Genomic DNA, 19,841 nt, shown 5'->3' on the forward strand with positions numbered 1-19,841 from the left:
CGGACATGGCGATCGAAACCAAGCCAAGAGGTCAACGTATGCGAATTTCCAGTGGAACCCCGGGCGTGATGCCGGTGCAGACCGTCACCGAAACCGCCCCGGCAGAGGCACCGAAGGCAGCCGCCCCGGCGGCCAGCGCGGCCCTGCAATCTGCCGTCCTCCAGCCCGCCGTGCAGGCGATGAAGGAGATGCCCGACTTCGACCACGCCAAGGTGGCGATGTTGCGCGATGCACTCGCCAAGGGCGAGTTGCCGTTCAATGCCGGCAAGCTGGCCGGCGTGATCCAGCGTTTCCACGGAGGCCAGTAACGTGGTTGCAGTGGTGAATGGTGAGCAAAAACAGGGTATCAGCCGCCAGGAGGCGATGAAGCAGTTGCTGCAAGGCGTGGCCGACGACATGGCGGCTTACCCCGTGCTGCTCGACCTGCTGGAACGGCAGTTCGATGCGGCCATCCGGCACCACCAGGAACAGCTGGGCCAGCTCGCCGGCGAGATCGGCGACCTGGTCGACACGCTGGAAGCCCGGCGTGCCCGGCGCGTGGAACTCGCCGTGCGGCTGACGGGCCCGAACCCGTCGATCGCGCAGGTGTTCACGCTGCTGCGCCCGGAACCGCGCGCCCGGCTGGAAGCCGACTGGCAGGCGCTGGAACGGATGGTGCTGGCGGCGAAGACGGCCGGCCGGCGCAATGGCGACTTGCTTGCCGAACAATTCACGATCATGCAGCGCGTGCTGCACGGTGAAAACCAGACCTATGAGCCGGCCTGACATGACGTTCTCGACGATGCCCACCCAGGCCACTTCGGCCACCATGTCCAACATGAGCGCGGCGCGCCCCGCCCTGCCCGCCGGGTTTTCCGGTGGCGGCGGTGTCGCGTTCTCCGGCGCTTTCCAGGCCGTGCAGGCCGACGTGGCCACCTTTATCGCCGAAGGCGGCGGCCAGTCGTTCAGCGGGCCGGATACGCCCCTGACCGCGGATGGGGCCGCCCTGCGTGCCCGGCTGGCCGGCGTGGCACTCGGCGGCGCCGAAGGCAGTGCGGCGGCATCGGCCGTGGATGGCGACGACGGCATCGGTGGCGATGCCCAGCAGCGCTTCCTGGCCACGATCCGCCCCCATGCCGAAGCCGCGGCGGCGAAGCTCGGCGTTTCGCCGGACATCGTGGCGGCCCACGCCGCCCTCGAATCCGGCTGGGGCCAGCGCCCGCTGCGCAACGGCACCGCCGACAGCAACAACCTGTTCGGCATCAAGGCCGGCGGCCAGTGGCAGGGCGATGTGGCGGCCAATGTCACCACCGAATATGAGCATGGCGCGGCAGTGCGGAAAGTGGAAAAGTTCCGCAGCTACCCCGACCAGGCCAGCGCGTTCAACGACTATGCGAACCTGCTCGCCTCGAACCCGCGCTACCAGAAGGCCCTCAACACGGGCAACGACGCGCACGCGTTCGCCAGCGGCCTGGCACGCGGCGGTTACGCCACCGATCCGGCCTATGTGCAGAAGCTGTCGAAGCTGGCGGCGAAGGTCGCCCGGACGGAGTACTGACCGCATCGTCAGTCATGCGGCGGGCGCGACTGCCGGCAGCATCGCTTTCGGGCGACGCTGGAGTCCTGGCAAAAACGTGGCAGGAGCGTGGCAACAGCGCGGAAGAACATGGCGGCAATGCAAAAGGGGCGGTTCCTCGCGGAATCGCCCCTTTTTCATGCCGTCCGGGAAATCAACTCTTGCGGCGGCGGCGCGCGACGACTGTGACAGCCAGTCCTGCCAGCAGCATCGCATACGTTCCCGGTTCCGGAACCGGCGTAATCACCACATCGCGCGCAAACAATGTGAGGTTGGAGAAATCAGGCGAATTGCCTTGCCCCTGGCCCACGGTCCACAGGATTTCCCAGTCGCCCTGCAGCGTCTGTCCGGCTGCCACCGTCTGGTTATCGAACAGCCAGGCGCCGCCCTGGTTGCCGGCGTGGATGGCAAACACCAGATCCAGCGTGATATTCGACGTGGCGCTGGTATTGGTAACGGTCCACAGGCCGTTCGTACCGGTGGTTTCCGTGAAGGTGAACGTCAGCGGCCCGGTATTGCTGAAGCCTTCATTGGCATCGTACTTGTCGAGCAGGTCGAACGCGCCCGTGCCGAAGCCATCGAATGCGCTCCCGAAACCGCTCGTATCGCCGTTCGGTCCCGCATGGGGATTCCACCCCGCTTCATAGGCAAACGCATCGGCAGGCTGGCCGGCGAGCGTGACGTCGGCAGCGCTGGCACTGCCGATCGCAGCGTGCGCATTGAACGCAAAGGCCAGAATGGCTGTCGCCGCAGCCAATTTTTGTACTAGCAGTTTCATAAGGGTCCCCGTTGAAGTTCCGGAATCGCCGGTATCGGCACACCGAACTCGGCATGCGAAGTCACTCTAACAGGGAAATATTAAAAAAAATGCAAACTTGTCGGGCATTTGCGGCGAATCTAAGTGATTGTTTTGCATAAGAAAATATGTTTTCTGAAAACAATGACTCCGCAATCACACGACTGACGGCTTGGCAACGCCAACATACGTTGCCGCCAGGTTTTGACTATTGGTAACGGTTCATGCGGTAGAGCGAGCACAGCAATGCCTCGGGCCTGCGGCTCACTCCGCAGGCTGGACCTGGCCCATGTCGGTCACGCGGGCGCGGATCGTCACGCCGCTGGCATTCTTCACCCGGATCGTCGCGCCACGCCCGCCGCCATCCAGGGCTTCGCCAGCCATGCTGACCTCGATCTGCTCGTTCTTCGCCACGATGCGCACGGCATCGCCCCGCTTGACCAGCGTGGGCGTGACAAGCATGTTTTGCCGTAATACGTCGCCGGCGCGGATCGTGCGGCGTGTCGCCATGTCCTGCACGGCGGTCAGATCCGAGAAACTGTCCGGCATGCCGCTGATATCGTGGCGCTCAAGCAACACATCCTCTGTCGACAGGATTTTCCCGGGCGACAAGTCAGTTGCTGCAACGGCTACCTTGGCGGAAATCTTCGCGCGCGTGACGAATTCGTAACGCCAGCCGCCCTGGTCTGGACAGATTGCCACGAAGCGCATGCGTGCCGGCATGCGCACATCGGCCGGCTCCACTCGGGGCGGCTGCGCGCAGGCGCCGATGGGCCGTGTATTACGAACAACGTCGACGGTGAACTGCGGCTCGCTCCAGTTTGCCAGTCCGGCATGTCTTTTCAACTGCTCCTGGGCGGCCTGCTGCACCTGGGCGACAAGTTGTTCCGTCGTGACTGGCGCTGCAACCGAAAACTTGATGGTGCCGATGAGCAATAAAGAGAAAATTCCGGGTACAATTGATTTGTTGAGCATGGGCAACACCTTATGGTTCAACGTGCAGTATGGGCTTCATTTGCGCTTCATCCAAATGGCTGGTGGCAATGTTTCATGCAACCGCGGTCATTTTACATGGGCTGCCCCGCGTGGCACGGCGGCTCGTCTCACAGGGAGAATCAATGGGTATCAATTTCAAGGAAGCGTTCGGCGTGCACGCCGACGCGCTTCACCTGCGGGCGGAACGGACCCGCGTCCTGGCATCGAACATCGCCAACGAAAACACCCCTGGCTTCCAGGCCAAGGATATCGACTTCGCCGCTTCGATGGCGCAGATGCGCTCGCAGGACGAGGGCGGCCTTTCGCTGATGAGCGACAGCGACCCGCTGTACCGCGTGCCGTTCCACCCGACGGCGGACGGCAATACCGTCGAGATCGGTATCGAACAGGCGGCCTTCTCGCAGAACGCGACGGACTTCCAGACCAGTCTCACGTTCGTCAACATGAAGCTGCGCGGGCTGGCCAAGGCCATCAATGGTCAATAAATCCGGCCAGTAAATGACGGGCGCCGGCGGTCGTGACGGCCGGCGCGAAAAATTTCCACCAGTCATGGTGAGTTTGTCATTCAGAACGCCGGCGGCATGTCGATAACCGCCTGGTCAGCCAAGCAGGAGCATTCATGAGTTTCAAGGACATTTCCCAGATCGCGGGTTCCGCGATGGCGGCGCAAACGGTGCGCCTCAATACGGTGGCATCGAATCTGGCCAACGCCGATTCCGTCTCCGGCAACGAAAACGATACGTACCGCGCCCGCAAGCCGGTATTCGCGGCCGTGATGAACGAAGACGGCGCCGCCGGCAGCCGCGTGCAGGTGCTCGATGTGGTGCAAAGCGCCGAGCCGCTGCGCAAGGTGTACGAGCCGGACAATCCCATGGCCAATGCGGACGGCCATGTGTTCTACCCGAACGTCAACCAGGTGGCCGAGATGACGGACATGATGTCCGCCTCGCGCGCCTTTGAAACGAATGTCGAAGTCATGGGCCGCGTGCGCGGCATGCAGCAATCCTTGCTGAAACTGGGTGAAGGCTGATCATGGAAACCAATCTTTTTACCAACTCCGCCAGTGCGGCGGCATCCACGGCCGGCGGCACCATGCCCAAGGCCAACGGCACGAGCGGCACCAGCGAAAGCCAGGAGATGTTCACCAAGCTGCTGGTGGCGCAGATCCAGAACCAGGATCCGCTGTCGCCATCGGACCCGTCGCAATTCGTGCAGCAGCTGACGCAGCTGTCGCAGACCGAAGCACTGCAGAGCCTGGCTTCGCAGACCAGCAACAATGCCAGCGTGCTGCAAAGCATGCAGGTGCTGAGCCTGGGTGCCCAGGTGGGTTCCGAAGTCATGACGAGTGCCACCGCCGTGCAGCTGGACGGCGCGAAAGTGGGCGGCGCGGTCACGCTGGGTTCGAACAGCAGCAAGACGACGCTGGTGCTCACGGGTACCGACGGCGTCGCGCATGAACTGGCGCTGGGTCCGCTGAACGCGGGCACGTCGCCGATCTCGATCGATCCGACGGCGATGGGCTTGCCGGCGGGAAATTACAAGATGCAGGTCGTTACTTCTTCGGGCGAAAACCCGCCGGTCGATATCGCCGGCCGCCTGAACAGTGTGCGCCTGGGCTCGAACGGCAGCATTGTGCTGAACGTCGCCAACGTCGGCGAAGTCGCACCGAGCGCAATTACCGCATTCAACGGTAAATCCAACTCCAACGCTGTCGCCGCTGCCGGCGCCGCCATTACCTCTCTGTAACAAGGACCCGCCATGAGCTTCAATATCGCACTGTCCGGCATCCAGGCCGTCAACGAGCAACTGAACAGCATTTCCAACAACATCGCCAACGCCAGCACTTACGGCTACAAGGCCCAGCGCGCGAACTTCTCGTCGATGTACGCGGGCAGCCAGCCGACCGGCGTGCAGGTCGGCTCGACCACGCAGAACATCGGCCTGACCGGCGGCATGCTGTCGACCGGCCGCTCGCTGGACGCGTCGATCAATGGCCGCGGCTTCTTCGTCAGCAAGACCACGTCGGGCGAGACCGTGTACAGCCGTGTCGGCATCTTCACCAAGGATGGCTCGGACTTCCTGGTGGACAGCGCCGGCCGCCGCGTGCAGGGCAACCAGCTGACGCCGGGCGTGGCCTCGGAAGGCGTGCCGGGCGACATCAAGGTGCCGACCCAGACGCTGGAAGCGAAGGCCACCAAGGCGATCGACTTCGCCGCCAACCTGTCGGCCGACTGGAAAAAGCCGACCGTGGCATTCGATGCGTCCAACCCGGCCGTGGCGCCGGATCCGGCCAGCTACAACATGACCAAGGTCACGCTGGCGTTCGACAGCCTGGGCAAGAGCCACACGGTGAGCCAGTACTTCGTGCGCGACGACGACGCGGCCAATTCCGTGACGGTCCACACGCTGATCGACGGCAAGGTGCCGACCGCCGGCGCCAGCGTCAAGCTCACGTTCGACGCGAACGGCAAGATGACGAACACGCCCACCACGCTGAAGCTGGGCTACAACCCGGCCCCGGCCGCCGCGATGGACATCACGCTCGACTACGTCGGCACGACGTTCCAGGCGGGTGAGGCCACCACGTCCGTCAACATGGCCGATGGCTACACGACCGGCCAGTATGTCGGCGTGGAACTGGCGTCGGACGGCAAGGTCATCGCCAAGTATTCGAACGGCGAGCAGCAGGCTGTCGGCCAGATCAAGCTGGCCACGTTCTCGAACGAGGATGCGCTGATCCCCGTCAGCGATTCCAGCTGGACCGCGAACGGCGCCGATGTCGGTACCGTCAGCCTGGACAACCCTGGCGCGAGTTCGGCCGGCGCCTTGTCGATCGCCACGCTGGAAGGCTCGAACGTGGACATCACGTCGGAACTGGTGGGCCTGATGGGTTCGCAGCGCAATTACCAGGCGAACTCGAAGGTGATCACCACCGAGAACCAGATGCTGCAATCGTTGATGCAGGCAATGTAAGGCTGAGCAACCATGGATGCGCTGATCTATACCGCGATGAGCGGTGCCGAGCGGGCCCTGCGGGGCCAGCAGGTACACGCCAACAACCTGGCCAACATGGACACGGGTGGCTTCCGGGCCAACCTGGAACTGGCGACCGCGCAGGCGGCGCCCGGCTACGGCTACGATGACCGCCACCTGGCCACGATGCAGGCCAATGCGATCTCGACCAAGCAGGGCACGCTGCGCCCGACCGGCCGCGAGATGGACGTGGCCATTTCCGGCAGCGGCTACTTCGCCGTCGAAGGCCCGAGCGGCGAAGCGTACACCCGCGCCGGCGCGATCACGCTGGACCAGGATGGCACGATGACCGTCAACGGCATGCCGATCCTGGGCGAAGGCGGCCCGATCACGCTGCCCATCCACAGCAAGGTGGAGATCGGCCAGGATGGCACCGTGTCGATCCAGAGCCCGGGCGGCCGCGGCGAGATGCAGGTCATCGACAAGCTGAAACTGGTCAATGCCGAAGGCAGCGAACTGACCAAGAACGAAGCGGGCCTCATCGTCTCGCGCGACGGCCAGCCGCTGATGACCGACAACACCGTCACCGTGCGCTCCGGCCACCTGGAAGGCTCGAACGTGTCGGCCGTCGAGGAAATGGTCGCCACCATGAGCCTGAACCGCACGTTCGAAGTGCAGATGAAGCTGTTCAAGGCCGCGGACGACATGACCACGGCCGGCAACCGGCTGGTGAGCGGCCAGTAAGCAGCCAGTAAGCAGCCAGTGAGCGGCGCCCAAGCCGTAACAATCCTGCAACACGCTGCGGCCGATCGCTGCCGCAGCGTATCCCTCGCGCAACATCCGTCGCCTGCCGTGCGACGCAATTTTCCATGCGGCACTAAAGTTGCCCTACGGATTGCCGTAAAAGGGTAAAGTTTCCCAGCACACAGAACACTCTCAGGAGCATCGTATGAATCCAGCAATGTGGATCAGCAAGACCGGCGTGCAAGCGCAGGATGCAAAACTGCAAGCCATCGCCAACAACCTGGCGAACGCCAACACGGTCGGCTTCAAGAAGGACCGCGTGGTCTTCGAAGACCTGTTTTACTCCGTCGAAGGCCAGCCGGGCGCGCAGCGCGCCGACAACAACACGCTGGCACCGACCGGCGTGCAGCTGGGTAACGGTACCCACATGGTCGGCACCCAGAAGGTGTTCACCACCGGCAGCACCCAGATCACGAGCAACCAGTACGACGTGGCCGTGATGGGCAACGGTTTCCTGCAGGTGCGCCGCCCGAACGGCGAGGCGGCCTTCACCCGCGCCGGCCAGCTGGGCCTGGATGCAAATGGCGTGCTGATCAATGCGCAGGGCCTGCCGCTGGTGCCGCAGATTACCGTGCCCAACAATGCCACGTCGATCACCATCGGCGAGAACGGCACCGTGACGGCGACGATTCCCGGCAATACCCAGCCGACCGAACTGGGCCAGCTCACGCTGACCACGTTCATCAACCCGGCCGGCCTGCAGGCGCTGGGCGAAAACCTATTCTCCGAGACCGCTTCGTCGGGCGCGGCGACCGAAGGCCGCCCGGGCGATGCCCAGTTCGGCAAGATCAAGCAGGGCGCGCTCGAAGCGTCGAACGTGCAGGTCGTCGAAGAGATGGTCGACATGATCGCGGCCCAGCGTACCTACGAGATGAACACGAAGGTACTGTCCGCCGCGGACAACATGCTGCAGTACCTGGCCCAGGCCGCCCGCTGATTCTTTTCACCCTGACGAAGGTTTCGAGTCCGATGATCAAAGCGCAATTGTGCGCAATGGCCGCGATGCTGCTGGCCGGTTGCGCTTCCTCCCTCGCCCCGCCCGCCGTGCGTCCCGGTCCGTTCGACGAGCCGCCCCAGGTGGTTCGTTCCGCCGCGCCGCGCGGCACGGCTGGCGGCGTGTTTTCCGCCGATGCGGGCCTGTCGCTGACGTCGGACAGCCGCGCCTTCCGCGTCGGCGACGTCGTGACGGTGATCCTGCAGGAAACCACGCAGGCATCGAAGAGCGCCGGCACGAAGCTGGGCAAGGATTCGGGCATTTCCGTCACCCCCCCTTCCCTGCTGGGCAAGGCGTTCCCGAAGGCAGGCGTCGACCTGTCCGCGGGCCACTCGTTCCAGGGAGACGCCACCGCCACGCAGCAGAACGCACTGACCGGTGCGATCACCGTCATCGTCCAGGAAGTGATGCCGAACGGCCTCTTGAAGGTGGCCGGCGAAAAAGGCGTGACGCTGAACCAAGGCGAGGAATTCCTGCGCTTGCGCGGCTACCTGCGCGCCGCCGACATCGATGCCAACAACCAGGTGTCGTCGCAGCGCATCGCCAACGCGCGCATCGCCTATTCGGCGCAGGGCACGCTGGCCGATACCAACCAGCCGGGCTGGCTGCAGCGCTTCTTCCTCGGCCCCCTGATGCCTTTCTGACGCGACGATGAAAAAACTGTTCACTTCCCTGATGGCCGCCGGCGCGCTGTTGCTGGCCGCAATGCCCGCGCAAGCCGCGCAATCGCTGCGCAACCTCGTGTCGATCGAAGGCGTGCGGGAAAACCCGCTCGTCGGCTACGGCCTCGTGGTCGGCCTGAACGGCAGCGGCGATTCTACCCAGGTGAAATTCGCCAGCCAGTCGGTCGTCAACATGCTCAAGCAGTTCGGCGTGAAGATGCCGGACGGCGCCGATGCGAAAAGCAAGAACGTGGCCGCCGTGATGGTGTCGGCCGTCTTCCCGCCAGGCTACCGCCGCGGCCAGCCGATCGACGTCACCGTGTCGTCGCTGGGCGACGCGAAGTCGCTGCGCGGCGGCGCGCTGCTGCTGACGCCGCTGCGTGCGGCGGACAATGAAGTCTATGCGCTGGCCCAGGGCAACGTGGTGGTCGGCGGCCTGTCCGCCGCCGGCAAGAGCGGCTCGTCCGTCACCGTCAACACGCCGACCGCCGGCCGCATTCCGAACGGCGCCATGATCGAGCGGGAAATCGCCACCGATTTCTCCACCAACGGCAGCGTGCGCCTGTCGCTGAAGCGCCCCAGCTTCGAGACGGCCACCAATATCGTCGAATCGATCAACAGGAAATTCGGCGGCATCGCCAGCACGGAGGATGCGACCAGCGTGTCCGTCGTGGCGCCGGAAAACCCGACCCAGCGCGTGGCCTTCATGGCCAAGCTGGAAGCGCTGGCGATCGAGGCCGGGCAGGAAAACCCGCGGGTGGTGTTCAACTCGCGCACCGGCACCGTCGTCATCGCCGAAGGCCTGCGCGTGAAGGCGGCCGCCATCACGCACGGTTCGCTGAAGGTGGTGATTTCGGAAAGCTCCAAGGTCAGCCAGCCGAACGCGTTCGCCGGTGGCCAGACAGCCGTCACGCCGCAATCGAACGTATCCGTGGACCAGGGCGGACGCCCGATGTTCCAGTGGCCGCCGGGCGCCAAGCTGCAGACCATCGTCGACACGGTCAACAGCCTGGGCGCGACGCCGGACGACATCATGGCGATCCTGCAGGCGCTCGACCAGGCCGGCGCGATCGAAGGCGAACTGGTGGTGATCTGATGGATCCCCGACTGACATCGATGCATAGCGGCGCCGTGGGCCCGGCGGGCGGCGCGCTCGGCCTGAACGAAACCAGTTCCACGCTGCCGCAGGCCGTGGCACCGGCCGAGTCCGATCCGGCCGCCGCTGCGTACAAGAAAAAGGCCAGCGAAGCGGCCGTGAAGTTCGAAAGCTTCTTCATCGGCCACATGCTGAAACAGATGCGCAGCTCCACCAAGGAGCTGGCCGGCGATGACAGCATCTACAAGGACTCCATCAACAGCGACATGCTGGACATGGCCGACAACATGGTGGCCGACCAGATGGCCAACCAGCGCGCGTTCGGCATCGCCGATGCGATCCTGCGGCAGCTGATGCCGGCAGCGCCGGCGCCCGCCGCGACGGCACCCGTAAATAAAATTTCTCCGGAAACTTAATTTGGCCTGGCGCACCGTCGCCTTGACTAGTTAAGAGAAAGTCGCCGTCCGCCGGACACCCGGCGGACCACTTCAATTGGATCAGTCCCATGCCTATCATTAACAACGCATTGTCGGGCGCCATGGCGGCGCAGGCCGCGCTGAACGCCTCCAGCCAGAACGTCGCCAACCTGCAGACGAAGGGTTACACGCGCCAGGGCGTGCTGCTGGCCGCCGTCGCCCCCGGCTTCGGCTCGAAGCAGGCCGGCAATGGCGTCGAAGTGAGCGCGCTGCTGCGCATCTCCGATTCGTACAAGACCCAGCAGCTGTGGCGCGCCAACTCCGAGCTGGGCCGCTATGACTCGCAGCAGGCTTACCTTACCCAGCTGGAACAGGTGATGGGCGACGACAAGTCGAGCCTGTCCTACGGCATGGATAACTTCTTCAAGGCGCTCAATGCGGTGGGCGAGGAACCCACATCGGCGCCGCTGCGCGGCCAGGTGGTGGCGCAGGCCGGCGCGCTGGCGGAAAGCTTCAACAGCATCTACCAGGTCACGCGCAACCAGCAATTGTCGGTGCAGCAGCAGCGCGATGCGATCCTGCCCAAGTTCAACACGCTGACGCAGAACATCGCCTCGCTCAATACGCGCATCACCGCTGCCGGCGCCACCGGCACCAATGTCTCGGCGCTGATCGACGAGCGCGACATGGCCATCGACAGCCTGTCGCAGCTGGCCGCCATCGAAGTGCTGGAGCAGGCGGACGGCAGCCGTGCCGTGTCGCTGAAGTCGGGTCAGCCGCTCGTGGTGGGCAACCAGGCCGCCGCGCTGGGCATCGATACGACAAGCGGCACGCCGCAGATGCAGGTGACGTTCGCACGCTCCGTGTATGCGGTAAACGACAGCACCGTGGGCGGCCAGCTGGGCGGCCTGGGTGCGTTTGAAAAGAACATCCTGGCACCGCTGCAGGAATCGATCGTGTCGATGGCGTCGCAACTGGCGACGAAGATGAATACCCAGCTTGCCGCGGGCAAGGACAGCGCCGGCAACCCGGGCAAGCCGATGTTCGAAGTCAGCGGCAGCGGAGCGGGCGGCATCCTTTCCGTCGCCGACGGCTACAGTGCCGACGACCTGGCCCTGTCCGCCGACGGCACGCCGGGCGATTCGACCAACCTGCAGCTGCTGGTCGACATCAAGAACCAGACCATCGCGCTGGGCTCGCTCGGCAACGTTATCCTGGGCGATGCGGACACGCAGCTGGTGGGCAAGCTGGCCATCGACAGCCAGCAGAACAAATCGCTGCTCAATACCGCGCAGACGATCCGCCACCAGGCAGAAGACGACTGGGCATCGACGTCCGGCGTCAACCGCGACGAGGAAGCAATGAACCTCGTCGAGTTCCAGAACATGTACCAGGCCAATATGAAAGTCATCGCCGTGGCGAACTCGCTGTTCGACGCCACGCTGTCGATGTTCGGCTAAAGGAGGCATCATGCGTATCGCCAGCACCCAGTTCCACGCCACGCTGAACCGCTCGCTCGAGCTGAACCAGACGATGGCTTCGCGCCTGTCCCAGCAGATGGCGTCCGGCAAGGCCGTCATGCTGCCGTCGGACGACCCGATCACCAACGTGCGGATCTCGCGCCTGACGCGCGAAGAGGCCATCATCGATCAGTACCGCGAAAATATCGGCGCGGTCAAGATCCGCCTGTCGAAAAACGAAAGCTATCTGTCCGCCATGGTTGGCGACCTGAACCAGGCGCACGACCTGATGGTCTGGGCCGCCGATGCCAGCAACACGCCGGACGACCTGAAGGCGATGGTGGACAGCCTGGTGGCGATCCGCGACAGCATGCTCTACACAGCCAATACCCGCGACCAGGAAGGGAAATACCTGTTCTCGGGCACACTGACCAACACCCCGCCCATCGCCTTCGACGGCACCAGCTACAGCTATGCCGGCAATGCGGGCGAGCAGAAGGTGGTGGTCGGCAATGGCATCACGCAACCCGTCAACGTGAACGTCGGGGGCGTCGATACGCTGTTGAACCAGATGAACAAGGCAATCGACGCGCTGCGCAATACGACCACCGGGTCCTCCGCCGAACCGCTCAAGTCGATGATCTCCACGACCATGACGATGGTGCAGTCGAGCCAGGATGCCCTGGCCGGCAAGATTGCCAAGCTGGGCGGCGCGCAAAACGTGCTCGCCACGCTCGACAGCAACCATGCGAACGTGAGCTTGTCGAACAAGAGCGCCATGACCGAACTGGGACAGCTCGATTACGGTGTCGCAGCCAGCGAGCTGTCAGGCTACAATATGGCACTGCAAGCGACTTATCAGTCCTATTCCAAGATCAGCAATCTTTCTCTCTTCAATGTTCTCTGATTGATGTTCGTGGATCGATGTTCCTGGATCGATGTTCCTGAACGATGTTTCCCGATTGATGTTTCCAGATTGATGTTCCTTGCCTAACGTTCTTACCTAACTACACAACATCGCAATGCAAATATTACAGCGCTCCAGCAGTGCCGGTATCAGCAAGGACTCGTCGGGCTCGACGACCGCGCTGGACGGTACAGGCTCGGCAGGCGCTGCCCAGGGAAACACGCCGGCCAATGGGCCGGCGCCGGGGGCGCCGGCCGCGTCCCCCACCCATGCCGCGCCACTGCGGCGTGGCCTGCGCAACTGGGACCAGCCCCTGCAGAACGATATCTCCAGCGCCCAGCAGGCGGTGGACTTCCTTGAACAAAGCGCCGCGCAGTTGCGCACGCTGAAGACCGACCTCGCGACCAAGCTGGCTGCGCGCCAGATGCGCGACGGCCAGCTCGAACAGCAGGTGCGGCAATTCGCCGACACGTGGCGCGGCCGCCGCGACGCTTCCGGCGGCACGCTCGACGCGCGGCTGAACTACAGCGGCGCCGAACCCTCCAGCCAGCGGTTCACCGTGCGCGGCATGTCATTGCAGAACCTGCGCGACGGCGCCCGCGAAACGCTGGCCGTCTCCGTCGGCGGTGGAACACAGGGACTGCGCTCCGTGCACCTGTCACCCGGCCTGTCCGACAAGGAAATCGTCGCTCGCTTCGACCAGGCCCTGGGGCCAGCCGGCGTGCGCGTGTCCGCGAACGACGATGGCGATCTGGTGTTTTCGACCGGCGAAGGCAACTGGCCGTCGGTGCGCGATTCGATCGCCGTGCAGGGCAGCGGCATCCGCTTCCCGACCGGGCAACTGAACCGGCTGAAGGCGGAAGCGGAGCAGCCCGCGGTGGCACCCGAGAAATGGGATGTCACCGACATGGACTCGATGCGCGAAACGCTGCAGCAGGTGATGCAGGCGCTGTCGCACGTGGAAGTGGCGCTGGCCAAGGTACGCACGGAACTGAACACCGCGACGCGGCGAGCGCAAAGCTCGATGCCAGATATCGAGGTGGCAGGCGTGGAAGACATGGCGACGCGTTTTTCCACGATCGCCAACGAGCCGGGCTACCAGTCGCTGTTGGCGCTGACCTCCGCGCTGGTGGGCATCAACCGGGACCGCGTCGTTTCGCTGCTCAGTTTGCGGGACGCCGGGCGCTAGCGGGTCACTTGGCAACGGCGTGGTCGTGAAAAGCGATGCATCCTCGTGCCAGGCCAGCGGAAATTTCCCGAAATAGCAGGCTATTCCGGGCAATTTCACGGCGTTGGCGCAGGAGGAAAATGCGTACACGCTTTGAACCCACGATCAGTTGCCAGGTAATCCCCAGGTAAATCAGGGGAAGGTCTGCCGTGCCAGCGCCAGCAACTCTTCGGCTGGCGCCGGGCGCGCAAACACATAGCCCTGTGCCAGGTCGCAGCCGGCTGCCTTCAACAGCGCCAGCTGCGCCTGCGTTTCCACGCCTTCCGCCACCACTTCCAGGCCCAGCTTGTGGGCCAGCACGATGATGGCCTCGCACATCGCCAGGTCCCCCGAGTCGCCCGCCAGGCCCGCCACGAAACTGCGGTCGATCTTCAGGTAATCGATGTCGAACTGCTTCAGCTGTGCCAGCGCGGAATGGCCGGTGCCGAAATCGTCCAGCGCCACCTGCATGCCCATCGCATGCAGCCGGCCGAGGCGCTCGAACACATGGCTGGCCGGCTCGTTCAGCAGATCCTCCGACACGTCGACGACGAGGCTCTTCGGCGGCAGCCGCAGGCTTTCCACATAGCTCAGCCAGCCGTGCGCATCGTCGCGCAACTGCGCCGATGTCAGGTTGATGCTGACCTGGAATGGCCGGCCCAGTTCGCGCTGCCAGGCCAGGACCTGGTCCGCCGCCTGGCGGAACGCGCGATCGCCGATGTCGAGCAGGACGCCGGACGATTCCGCGTCGGCGATGAAATCGGCAGGATTGAGCAGCCCGCGCTTCGGGTGGCGCCAGCGCAGCAAGGCTTCGGCGCGCTCGACTACGCCTGTCTTCACGTTGACGATCGGCTGGTAGAACAGCTCGAACTCATGTTCGCCGGCGGCGCGGCGCAGGTCGGCCGCCAGCCGGGCCCGCTGCTGGGCGGCCGACTGCATGTCGTCCGTGAAATACGTGTAGCGGTTGCGCCCGCCGTTCTTGGCGGCATACATCGCCTGGTCGGCATGGCGCAACAATTCCTCCGCGTCGGCCGCGTCCGACGGATACAGCGCAATGCCGATGCTGCCCGAAATGTGCCCCTGTTCGCCGCCGGCCAGCTCAAAGGGCCGGTTCAATACGGCGATGATGTCCTGCGCGACCCGCTCGGCATCCTGCACGTGCCCGAGGCCGGGCAGGATCGCCACGAATTCGTCGCCGCCGATGCGGGCCAGCGTGTCCGTGGCGCGCATGCAGGCGCCCAGGCGAGCGGCGGCCTGCACCAGCAAGGCGTCACCCTGCTGGTGGCCGAAGCGGTCGTTGATCTGCTTGAACTGGTCGAGGTCGATGAACAGCAGGGCCAGGAAGCTGCGCTCGCGGCGCGCTTTCTTCATTTCATGGCGCAGGCGCTCCTGGAACATGTTCCGGTTCGGCAAACCCGTCAGCGCATCGAAGTTCGCCTGGTGCCACGCCAGTTCGGTCGATTCGCGGTGCTCGGAAATATCCGATGCCAGCGCCAGTGCGCCGATAAGATTCCCGCCGGCATCGAACAGCGGGTTGGCGGTCAGGTGCAGCCACAGTTCGCTGCCATCGCTGCGCAGGAACTTCAGTTCATGCCGCCCGGGCATACCTTCCTGCTGGCGCGCGATATTGCGTTCGAGTAGCGAGCGCCCTTCCGCGTCGAGGAACGACAGCAGCGGGCGGCCTGCCATGGCCTCGACCGGGTAGCCCAGCAGCTCGGCCATGCGGGGGTTGACGAAACTGGTGCGCGCCTGGCCGTCGAATTCCCAGATACCTTCGCGCGCCGTCTGCACGATGCGGCGGAAGCGTTCCTCGCTTTTTTCAAGGGCGGCCAGGCGGCCCTCCGCCGGCTCGACCGTCAGGCGCAACGCGCCGGCCGCCGCGCAGCCGAGCAGCGTGACGGGAACGCCGCGCTCGCCCCGGTCGCCCTGCAACTGCACGCCGCAGCGCAGCGGCTCGGTGCTGGCCAGCGCGCGCAAGGCGAACGCATCGAAATCGCCGGCGAAACGTGGCGCGACAAAGCTGCGAAAGCGTTCCCGACCGGCGCTGGCGCGATCCACGCCCAGCAGGCTGGCACCGACCAGGTTGGCCTGGAGGATCGTGGAATCGGGTGCAAGCAGGAACACGCCGACGGGCGCGAGCAGATACAGGTCGTCGAAGCGATCGGCTGCTCCGCCCGCATGGGCTGGCGCCAGGCCGCTGCCGCCGAGCGCCGCCAGCAGGCCTTCATGCGTGAGCCCGGCAGACGGCGCAAGGGCGGGCAGCAAGTCGGGTACGGGCGCGAGGCTGTAGTCCGTGGGATCGTCCATATCGTGATGAAACCCTCGTTTACTGGTAACGGCTGTCGAGAAAGCTGAACCAGCCTAGCATGCACGATTGCCCAAGTCGAGCACGTCCCGCACCGGAGTTTGACTGCAGGACGCTCTCGCCCGCGACCGCGTTTTTACCAGGCGCGCCGGCGGCCGAAGTTGTGGCCGGCCACGAGCGTGGTGCTGGCCACCAGCGTGGACAGGCCGAGGATCAGCTGCACCAGCTTGTCGTCGGGCAGGATCCACATCGAGCCCTTCGGCGGTTCCGCCTGGGCGACCGCGGCGATCAGTGGCGCCGCCCACTCGGCATCGGGCGTAACATCGAGAACAATGGCGTCATCCGATGTTTGCATGAAGATGTCGCCTCCGGCCGCAAGCGTGAAGCAGACGCCATAACCGGTCTCGTTCTTGCCGATGTGCTCCTGCAATGCCAGGTCGTGCTCGGCAATCCACAGTTCGACATCGGCAGGGGTTTCCAGCGCCGTCCACGGCACCGGGCGGAACCGCGGTTTCGCCGCTTCGCCTGCTTTGTCGTCCGGGTGTGTAATGGCTTTTTCGTCGTTATCGTGCTGCATGGTCGTTCGGTCTCGTATCGGGTATCCGTATTGGCCGGCAGTGTAACCGAATAACAGGAGGAATCATGAAGTACACGCGATACGTATCGGAATTCGAGCAATTCCTGAACCGCTACAAGGAAGAGCACCCCAACACGGAAGCCGAGCAGCGGCGGGGGTGGAAGATCTGGTGGGACCACCGGCAGGACCTGGATGCGGTGGACCGGCAGAAGAAGGATTCGGTGCAGACGAAGCCGTATTACTACGGCTGACGGGATGCTTCGGCGGCTCGGCCCTGCGGGGCCGGGCCATCCAGCGCGCGCGGAGCAGTACCTGGATGATCATTCGTGGTACGCGGGCATCCAGTCTCGGCCTTGCAAGGCCGAGCCGTTCGATGGGCGTGGAGCGGTGCTCCACGAATTCCCCATCTTACCCCTTCCAGGTTCTCTTGAGGCCGGTGTCCGTATGGATCCACCCGCCGCGTGGCCCGCTGCGGTAGTAGAAGCCGACGCCGCCTTGCTGGAAGCTCTTGATGAGTCCGCCGACCACTTCTTCGTTCAGGTTGGCGATGCGGATGTCGGCGGCCTTGCCGACCATGTGCAGCGACTGGCGGGCGGCGGGGATCCCCTGTTCGCGCAGGCGCTGGTTCGACGCCTCGGTGCGGTAGCCCGACAGGATCTCGATCGGGCTGTGGATGCCATAGCGGGCCACGAAGGCTTGCGTGCCCCACAGCGTTTCCAGCAGTTTCGGATCCATCGGCGCACTGGACTTGCCGTTCACGTCCCGCAGCAGGTGGCACAGCTGCTGGTAGGCCGATTCGATGACTTCGCCATCCTTCCAGTACAGCACCGATGCCTTTTCGCCGCTCTGCGGCCGGGTCACGGTCAGTGTGCGGGGCTTGATCCAGAATTCCAGGTCAAGCAACTGGGAGTCGAAGATGTCGGGCGGGGGCTGCAGGTCCTGCGCGCGGGCCGGTGCCAGGCCCACCAATGGCGCCCCGATGAAGCTGGCGGCCGTTGCCCCCAGTGTCTTGTGTAGAAAGTCTCTGCGCGTTGCCATGTTTACCCCATTGGTACAGTGAAACGGAAGCGAGCGTCACTATAGCCGATCGCTGGGGGACTTGAGAAAGCTCTTTAACTGTGTGGCTTAAATTGTATCCAATATGGCTCAACATTTAAGTTTTGCTTAAGCTCACGCTGCAGCCTGTACGGCTTCCGAAGGCAGTACCGCGCGGGGTTTGTCGAGTGCATGCCCCTGGGCCAGCGGCTGCGCACCGGCCAGCTCGGCAATACCATGCAGGGCCGACAGCACGCCCTGCCCTTCGGTATGATGGAACACGATCCGGGTTCCATGCTCCGCGGCGGCCGCCACCAGGCGCGCCAGCCCTTCCCGGTCGCGCGTGTCGCGGGCATCGTGGCGGATCACGGCCGGGCGCACGCGTTCCAGCAGCGCCAGCCCTTCCTGGGCGCTGGCCGCGTGCACCGCGAACCGGAAGCCGTTGCGGCGGTAGTTGTCGGCCACGTAGCCCAGCAGCCAGCCCTGCTGCGGCGTGGTCGGCGGCAATTGCAGCACGATGCGCGCCACCGGCAATTCGAGCGCATCGAGAATGCGCCGGAATGCATGGCCGTGGTTGCTGCTGACGGCGGACAGCAATCGCCCGTGCACGTTCAGGTACAGGTCGAGTCGCTCGGCGTCGGGCTGCCGGAAGAAGTTGATCGCATGGAGCATGCGGCACAGGCGGTCGAGTTCGACGGATTCGTCGTCGCTGGCGGCATTCTCCAGCAGGCGCCACAACGACAGGCCCTCGTCCTCGGCGGACAGGCCGCGCGCCAATCCTTCGCAGGCCACGGCCGTTCCACTGTCGAGTTCGCGAACGGGATGGAACACGCTCGTCATCGTGCAGTTGAAGAAACGGCCATGCGCGCGGCCCTTGCCGTCGAGCCAGAGCGACGATTTCGCGCTGGCGGCCGGGTCGGCCAGCCGGACCAGGTACTGTTGCAGGACGGGGAAACTCATTGCAGCCTTTCTGAAGCAGATACGGTGCGACAAGGCTAAGGCTCCATGGGCAATTTCAAAACGAATGCTTTTGCCGTTCGTTATGCGGCCGGTGCATATCGGGAAAAAGCGGCGCCGGTACCCGATATTTCCTGGAAGCAGCGTGCCAGCACATAAGCATATTGGAAAAGATTCGTTTTACCGCGAACCGCGCGCAGGTATCGTGGGCTCAACTTCAACGATTTTCGATGCCATCATGTGCCAGCTCCTCGGATTGAACAGCAGCGTACCCGCCGGACTCGGTCCCTTCTTCGACGTATTCGCCGAGCGCGGCGGCCGGACGGACGAGCACAAGGATGGCTGGGGCATTGCCTTCCACAGCGGCAAGCGCTGCAGGCTGTATACGGATCACCGCGCCGCGATCGATTCGCCGCTGGCGGCACGGATCCGTCGCCGCCCTCTGCGGGCCCGCAATATCCTGGCGCATATCCGCAAGGCCACCCAGGGCCGCATCGCGATCGAGAACGTGCACCCGTTCGCCCGCCAGTTGTGGGGCCGCACGTGGTGCTTCGCACACAACGGCGACCTGAAGGAGTTCGCCCCGGCGCCCGGCCTGTTCGTACCGCAGGGCGACACGGACAGCGAAGCGGCATTCTGCCTGCTGCTCTCGCGCCTCGCCGCCCGCTTCCCGCATGGCGCACCGTCCGCGCACCTGCTGCGCGATGCGCTGGCGCAGGTGGCTGGCGAGATCGCCTCGCACGGCACGTTCAATTTCATCCTGTCGAATGGCGAAACGCTGTTCGCGCACTGCTCCACGCACCTGCACTACCGGCTGGACGACGGCAGCGCAATGATCGCCACCCAGCCGGTGGACGCCCGTGACGGCTGGATTGCCTTCGCGGCCGGCGAACTGAAGGCATTCGGCAGCGGCACGCTGCATCCCTGACCCCGCGCCCCCGGCGCCATCACCCGCCCCTGCGCGCTGGCCGGATTTCCGGCGGCGCGCATTCGGCATGCACGCGAGCGGATGCAACGAGCCGTTAGCGGAGGCGTGAACAGGAAGAAAATACCGGGAGATGCGGGGACAGTACGGGAACGAAGTACGGGCGAAGTCGGGAA

At 64.5% G+C, this 19,841-nt stretch carries 23 protein-coding genes; 17 read left to right on the forward strand and 6 right to left on the reverse strand.

All coding sequences use genetic code 11. The annotated features are described in order from the left end of the window. Positions 1-5 precede the first annotated feature (5 nt). From flgM to ACY65G_RS00150, 3 genes are read left to right on the forward strand one after another with little or no spacing between them, the layout of a single operon-like run. Positions 6-308: a flagellar biosynthesis anti-sigma factor FlgM gene (gene flgM / locus ACY65G_RS00140; protein WP_464995353.1), complete on the forward strand. Its 303-nt coding sequence runs from the start codon at positions 6-8 to the stop codon at positions 306-308. Positions 309-363: 55 nt separating this feature from the next. Next, the gene (gene flgN, locus ACY65G_RS00145) at positions 364-765 is read left to right on the forward strand and encodes a flagellar export chaperone FlgN (RefSeq protein WP_464995354.1); all 402 of its coding nucleotides are present in this window, start codon (positions 364-366) and stop codon (positions 763-765) included. Then, positions 752-1,537: a glycoside hydrolase family 73 protein gene (locus tag ACY65G_RS00150; RefSeq protein WP_464995355.1), complete on the forward strand. Its 786-nt coding sequence runs from the start codon at positions 752-754 to the stop codon at positions 1,535-1,537. The genes flgN and ACY65G_RS00150 overlap by 14 nt, the downstream gene beginning before the upstream one ends. 172 nt (positions 1,538-1,709) lie before the next feature. Here ACY65G_RS00150 and ACY65G_RS00155 read toward each other — a convergent pair whose 3' ends face one another. Continuing rightward, positions 1,710-2,333, reverse strand: a complete 624-nt coding sequence (locus ACY65G_RS00155) for a PEP-CTERM sorting domain-containing protein (RefSeq protein ID WP_464995356.1) — start codon at positions 2,331-2,333, stop codon at positions 1,710-1,712. A gap of 282 nt (positions 2,334-2,615) precedes the next feature. Beyond that, positions 2,616-3,326: a flagellar basal body P-ring formation chaperone FlgA gene (gene flgA, locus ACY65G_RS00160; protein ID WP_464995357.1), complete on the reverse strand. Its 711-nt coding sequence runs from the start codon at positions 3,324-3,326 to the stop codon at positions 2,616-2,618. A 143-nt stretch (positions 3,327-3,469) separates the two neighbouring features. On the opposite strand from flgA, the gene flgB reads away from it, so the two are divergent. The 12 genes from flgB (at position 3,470) to ACY65G_RS00220 (ending at position 13,848) form a co-directional block, all read left to right on the forward strand. Beyond that, entirely contained in the window at positions 3,470-3,832 is a 363-nt protein-coding gene (gene flgB, locus ACY65G_RS00165) for a flagellar basal body rod protein FlgB (protein ID WP_464995358.1), read from the forward strand. Between the two features lie 134 nt (positions 3,833-3,966). Then, positions 3,967-4,377, forward strand: a complete 411-nt coding sequence (flgC, locus tag ACY65G_RS00170; protein ID WP_130188746.1) for a flagellar basal body rod protein FlgC — start codon at positions 3,967-3,969, stop codon at positions 4,375-4,377. 2 nt (positions 4,378-4,379) lie between these two features. Next, positions 4,380-5,093 carry a flagellar hook capping FlgD N-terminal domain-containing protein gene (locus ACY65G_RS00175; RefSeq protein ID WP_464995359.1) on the forward strand — a complete coding sequence of 238 codons (714 nt, stop codon included), beginning with the start codon at positions 4,380-4,382 and terminating at the stop codon, positions 5,091-5,093. A gap of 12 nt (positions 5,094-5,105) precedes the next feature. Continuing rightward, positions 5,106-6,320 (forward strand): flagellar hook protein FlgE, encoded by a 1,215-nt coding sequence (locus tag ACY65G_RS00180; RefSeq protein ID WP_464995360.1) that lies wholly within the window; start codon positions 5,106-5,108, stop codon positions 6,318-6,320. Between the two features lie 12 nt (positions 6,321-6,332). Continuing rightward, positions 6,333-7,064 (forward strand): flagellar basal body rod protein FlgF, encoded by a 732-nt coding sequence (locus ACY65G_RS00185; protein ID WP_464995361.1) that lies wholly within the window; start codon positions 6,333-6,335, stop codon positions 7,062-7,064. A 205-nt stretch (positions 7,065-7,269) separates the two neighbouring features. Then, entirely contained in the window at positions 7,270-8,061 is a 792-nt protein-coding gene (gene flgG, locus ACY65G_RS00190; protein ID WP_207221139.1) for a flagellar basal-body rod protein FlgG, read from the forward strand. A gap of 32 nt (positions 8,062-8,093) precedes the next feature. Beyond that, a complete protein-coding gene (flgH, locus tag ACY65G_RS00195; RefSeq protein ID WP_464995362.1) occupies positions 8,094-8,762 on the forward strand; it encodes a flagellar basal body L-ring protein FlgH in 669 nt (222 codons plus the stop codon). A 7-nt stretch (positions 8,763-8,769) separates the two neighbouring features. Then, entirely contained in the window at positions 8,770-9,876 is a 1,107-nt protein-coding gene (locus ACY65G_RS00200) for a flagellar basal body P-ring protein FlgI (RefSeq protein ID WP_464995363.1), read from the forward strand. After that, positions 9,876-10,292 carry a rod-binding protein gene (locus ACY65G_RS00205; protein WP_464995364.1) on the forward strand — a complete coding sequence of 139 codons (417 nt, stop codon included), beginning with the start codon at positions 9,876-9,878 and terminating at the stop codon, positions 10,290-10,292. Before ACY65G_RS00200 ends, ACY65G_RS00205 begins: the two co-directional genes overlap by 1 nt. 89 nt (positions 10,293-10,381) lie before the next feature. Then, the gene (gene flgK / locus ACY65G_RS00210) at positions 10,382-11,752 is read left to right on the forward strand and encodes a flagellar hook-associated protein FlgK (protein ID WP_464995365.1); all 1,371 of its coding nucleotides are present in this window, start codon (positions 10,382-10,384) and stop codon (positions 11,750-11,752) included. Between the two features lie 10 nt (positions 11,753-11,762). Further along, entirely contained in the window at positions 11,763-12,659 is an 897-nt protein-coding gene (gene flgL, locus ACY65G_RS00215) for a flagellar hook-associated protein FlgL (RefSeq protein ID WP_464995366.1), read from the forward strand. 115 nt (positions 12,660-12,774) lie between these two features. Continuing rightward, a complete protein-coding gene (locus ACY65G_RS00220; protein ID WP_464995367.1) occupies positions 12,775-13,848 on the forward strand; it encodes a hypothetical protein in 1,074 nt (357 codons plus the stop codon). Positions 13,849-14,019: 171 nt separating this feature from the next. On the opposite strand, the gene ACY65G_RS00225 is transcribed toward ACY65G_RS00220, so the two are convergent. Further along, positions 14,020-16,173, reverse strand: coding sequence for a putative bifunctional diguanylate cyclase/phosphodiesterase (locus ACY65G_RS00225; protein ID WP_464995368.1), 2,154 nt, complete (start codon positions 16,171-16,173; stop codon positions 14,020-14,022). 134 nt (positions 16,174-16,307) lie between these two features. Next, the gene (locus ACY65G_RS00230; protein ID WP_464995369.1) at positions 16,308-16,748 is read right to left on the reverse strand and encodes a hypothetical protein; all 441 of its coding nucleotides are present in this window, start codon (positions 16,746-16,748) and stop codon (positions 16,308-16,310) included. A 65-nt stretch (positions 16,749-16,813) separates the two neighbouring features. On the opposite strand from ACY65G_RS00230, the gene ACY65G_RS00235 reads away from it, so the two are divergent. Then, a complete protein-coding gene (locus ACY65G_RS00235; protein WP_464995370.1) occupies positions 16,814-16,999 on the forward strand; it encodes a DUF3460 family protein in 186 nt (61 codons plus the stop codon). 157 nt (positions 17,000-17,156) lie between these two features. Here ACY65G_RS00235 and ACY65G_RS00240 read toward each other — a convergent pair whose 3' ends face one another. Then, complete coding sequence (locus tag ACY65G_RS00240) at positions 17,157-17,786, reverse strand: YcbK family protein (RefSeq protein WP_464995371.1); 630 nt, start codon at positions 17,784-17,786, stop codon at positions 17,157-17,159. Between the two features lie 132 nt (positions 17,787-17,918). Next, on the reverse strand, positions 17,919-18,743 hold the full coding sequence (locus ACY65G_RS00245) for an EAL domain-containing protein (protein WP_464995372.1): 825 nt from the start codon (positions 18,741-18,743) through the stop codon (positions 17,919-17,921). 235 nt (positions 18,744-18,978) lie between these two features. On the opposite strand from ACY65G_RS00245, the gene ACY65G_RS00250 reads away from it, so the two are divergent. After that, positions 18,979-19,668 (forward strand): class II glutamine amidotransferase, encoded by a 690-nt coding sequence (locus tag ACY65G_RS00250; protein WP_464995373.1) that lies wholly within the window; start codon positions 18,979-18,981, stop codon positions 19,666-19,668. Positions 19,669-19,841 lie beyond the last annotated feature (173 nt).

This window comes from Pseudoduganella sp. jia 12, from assembly GCF_055502675.1.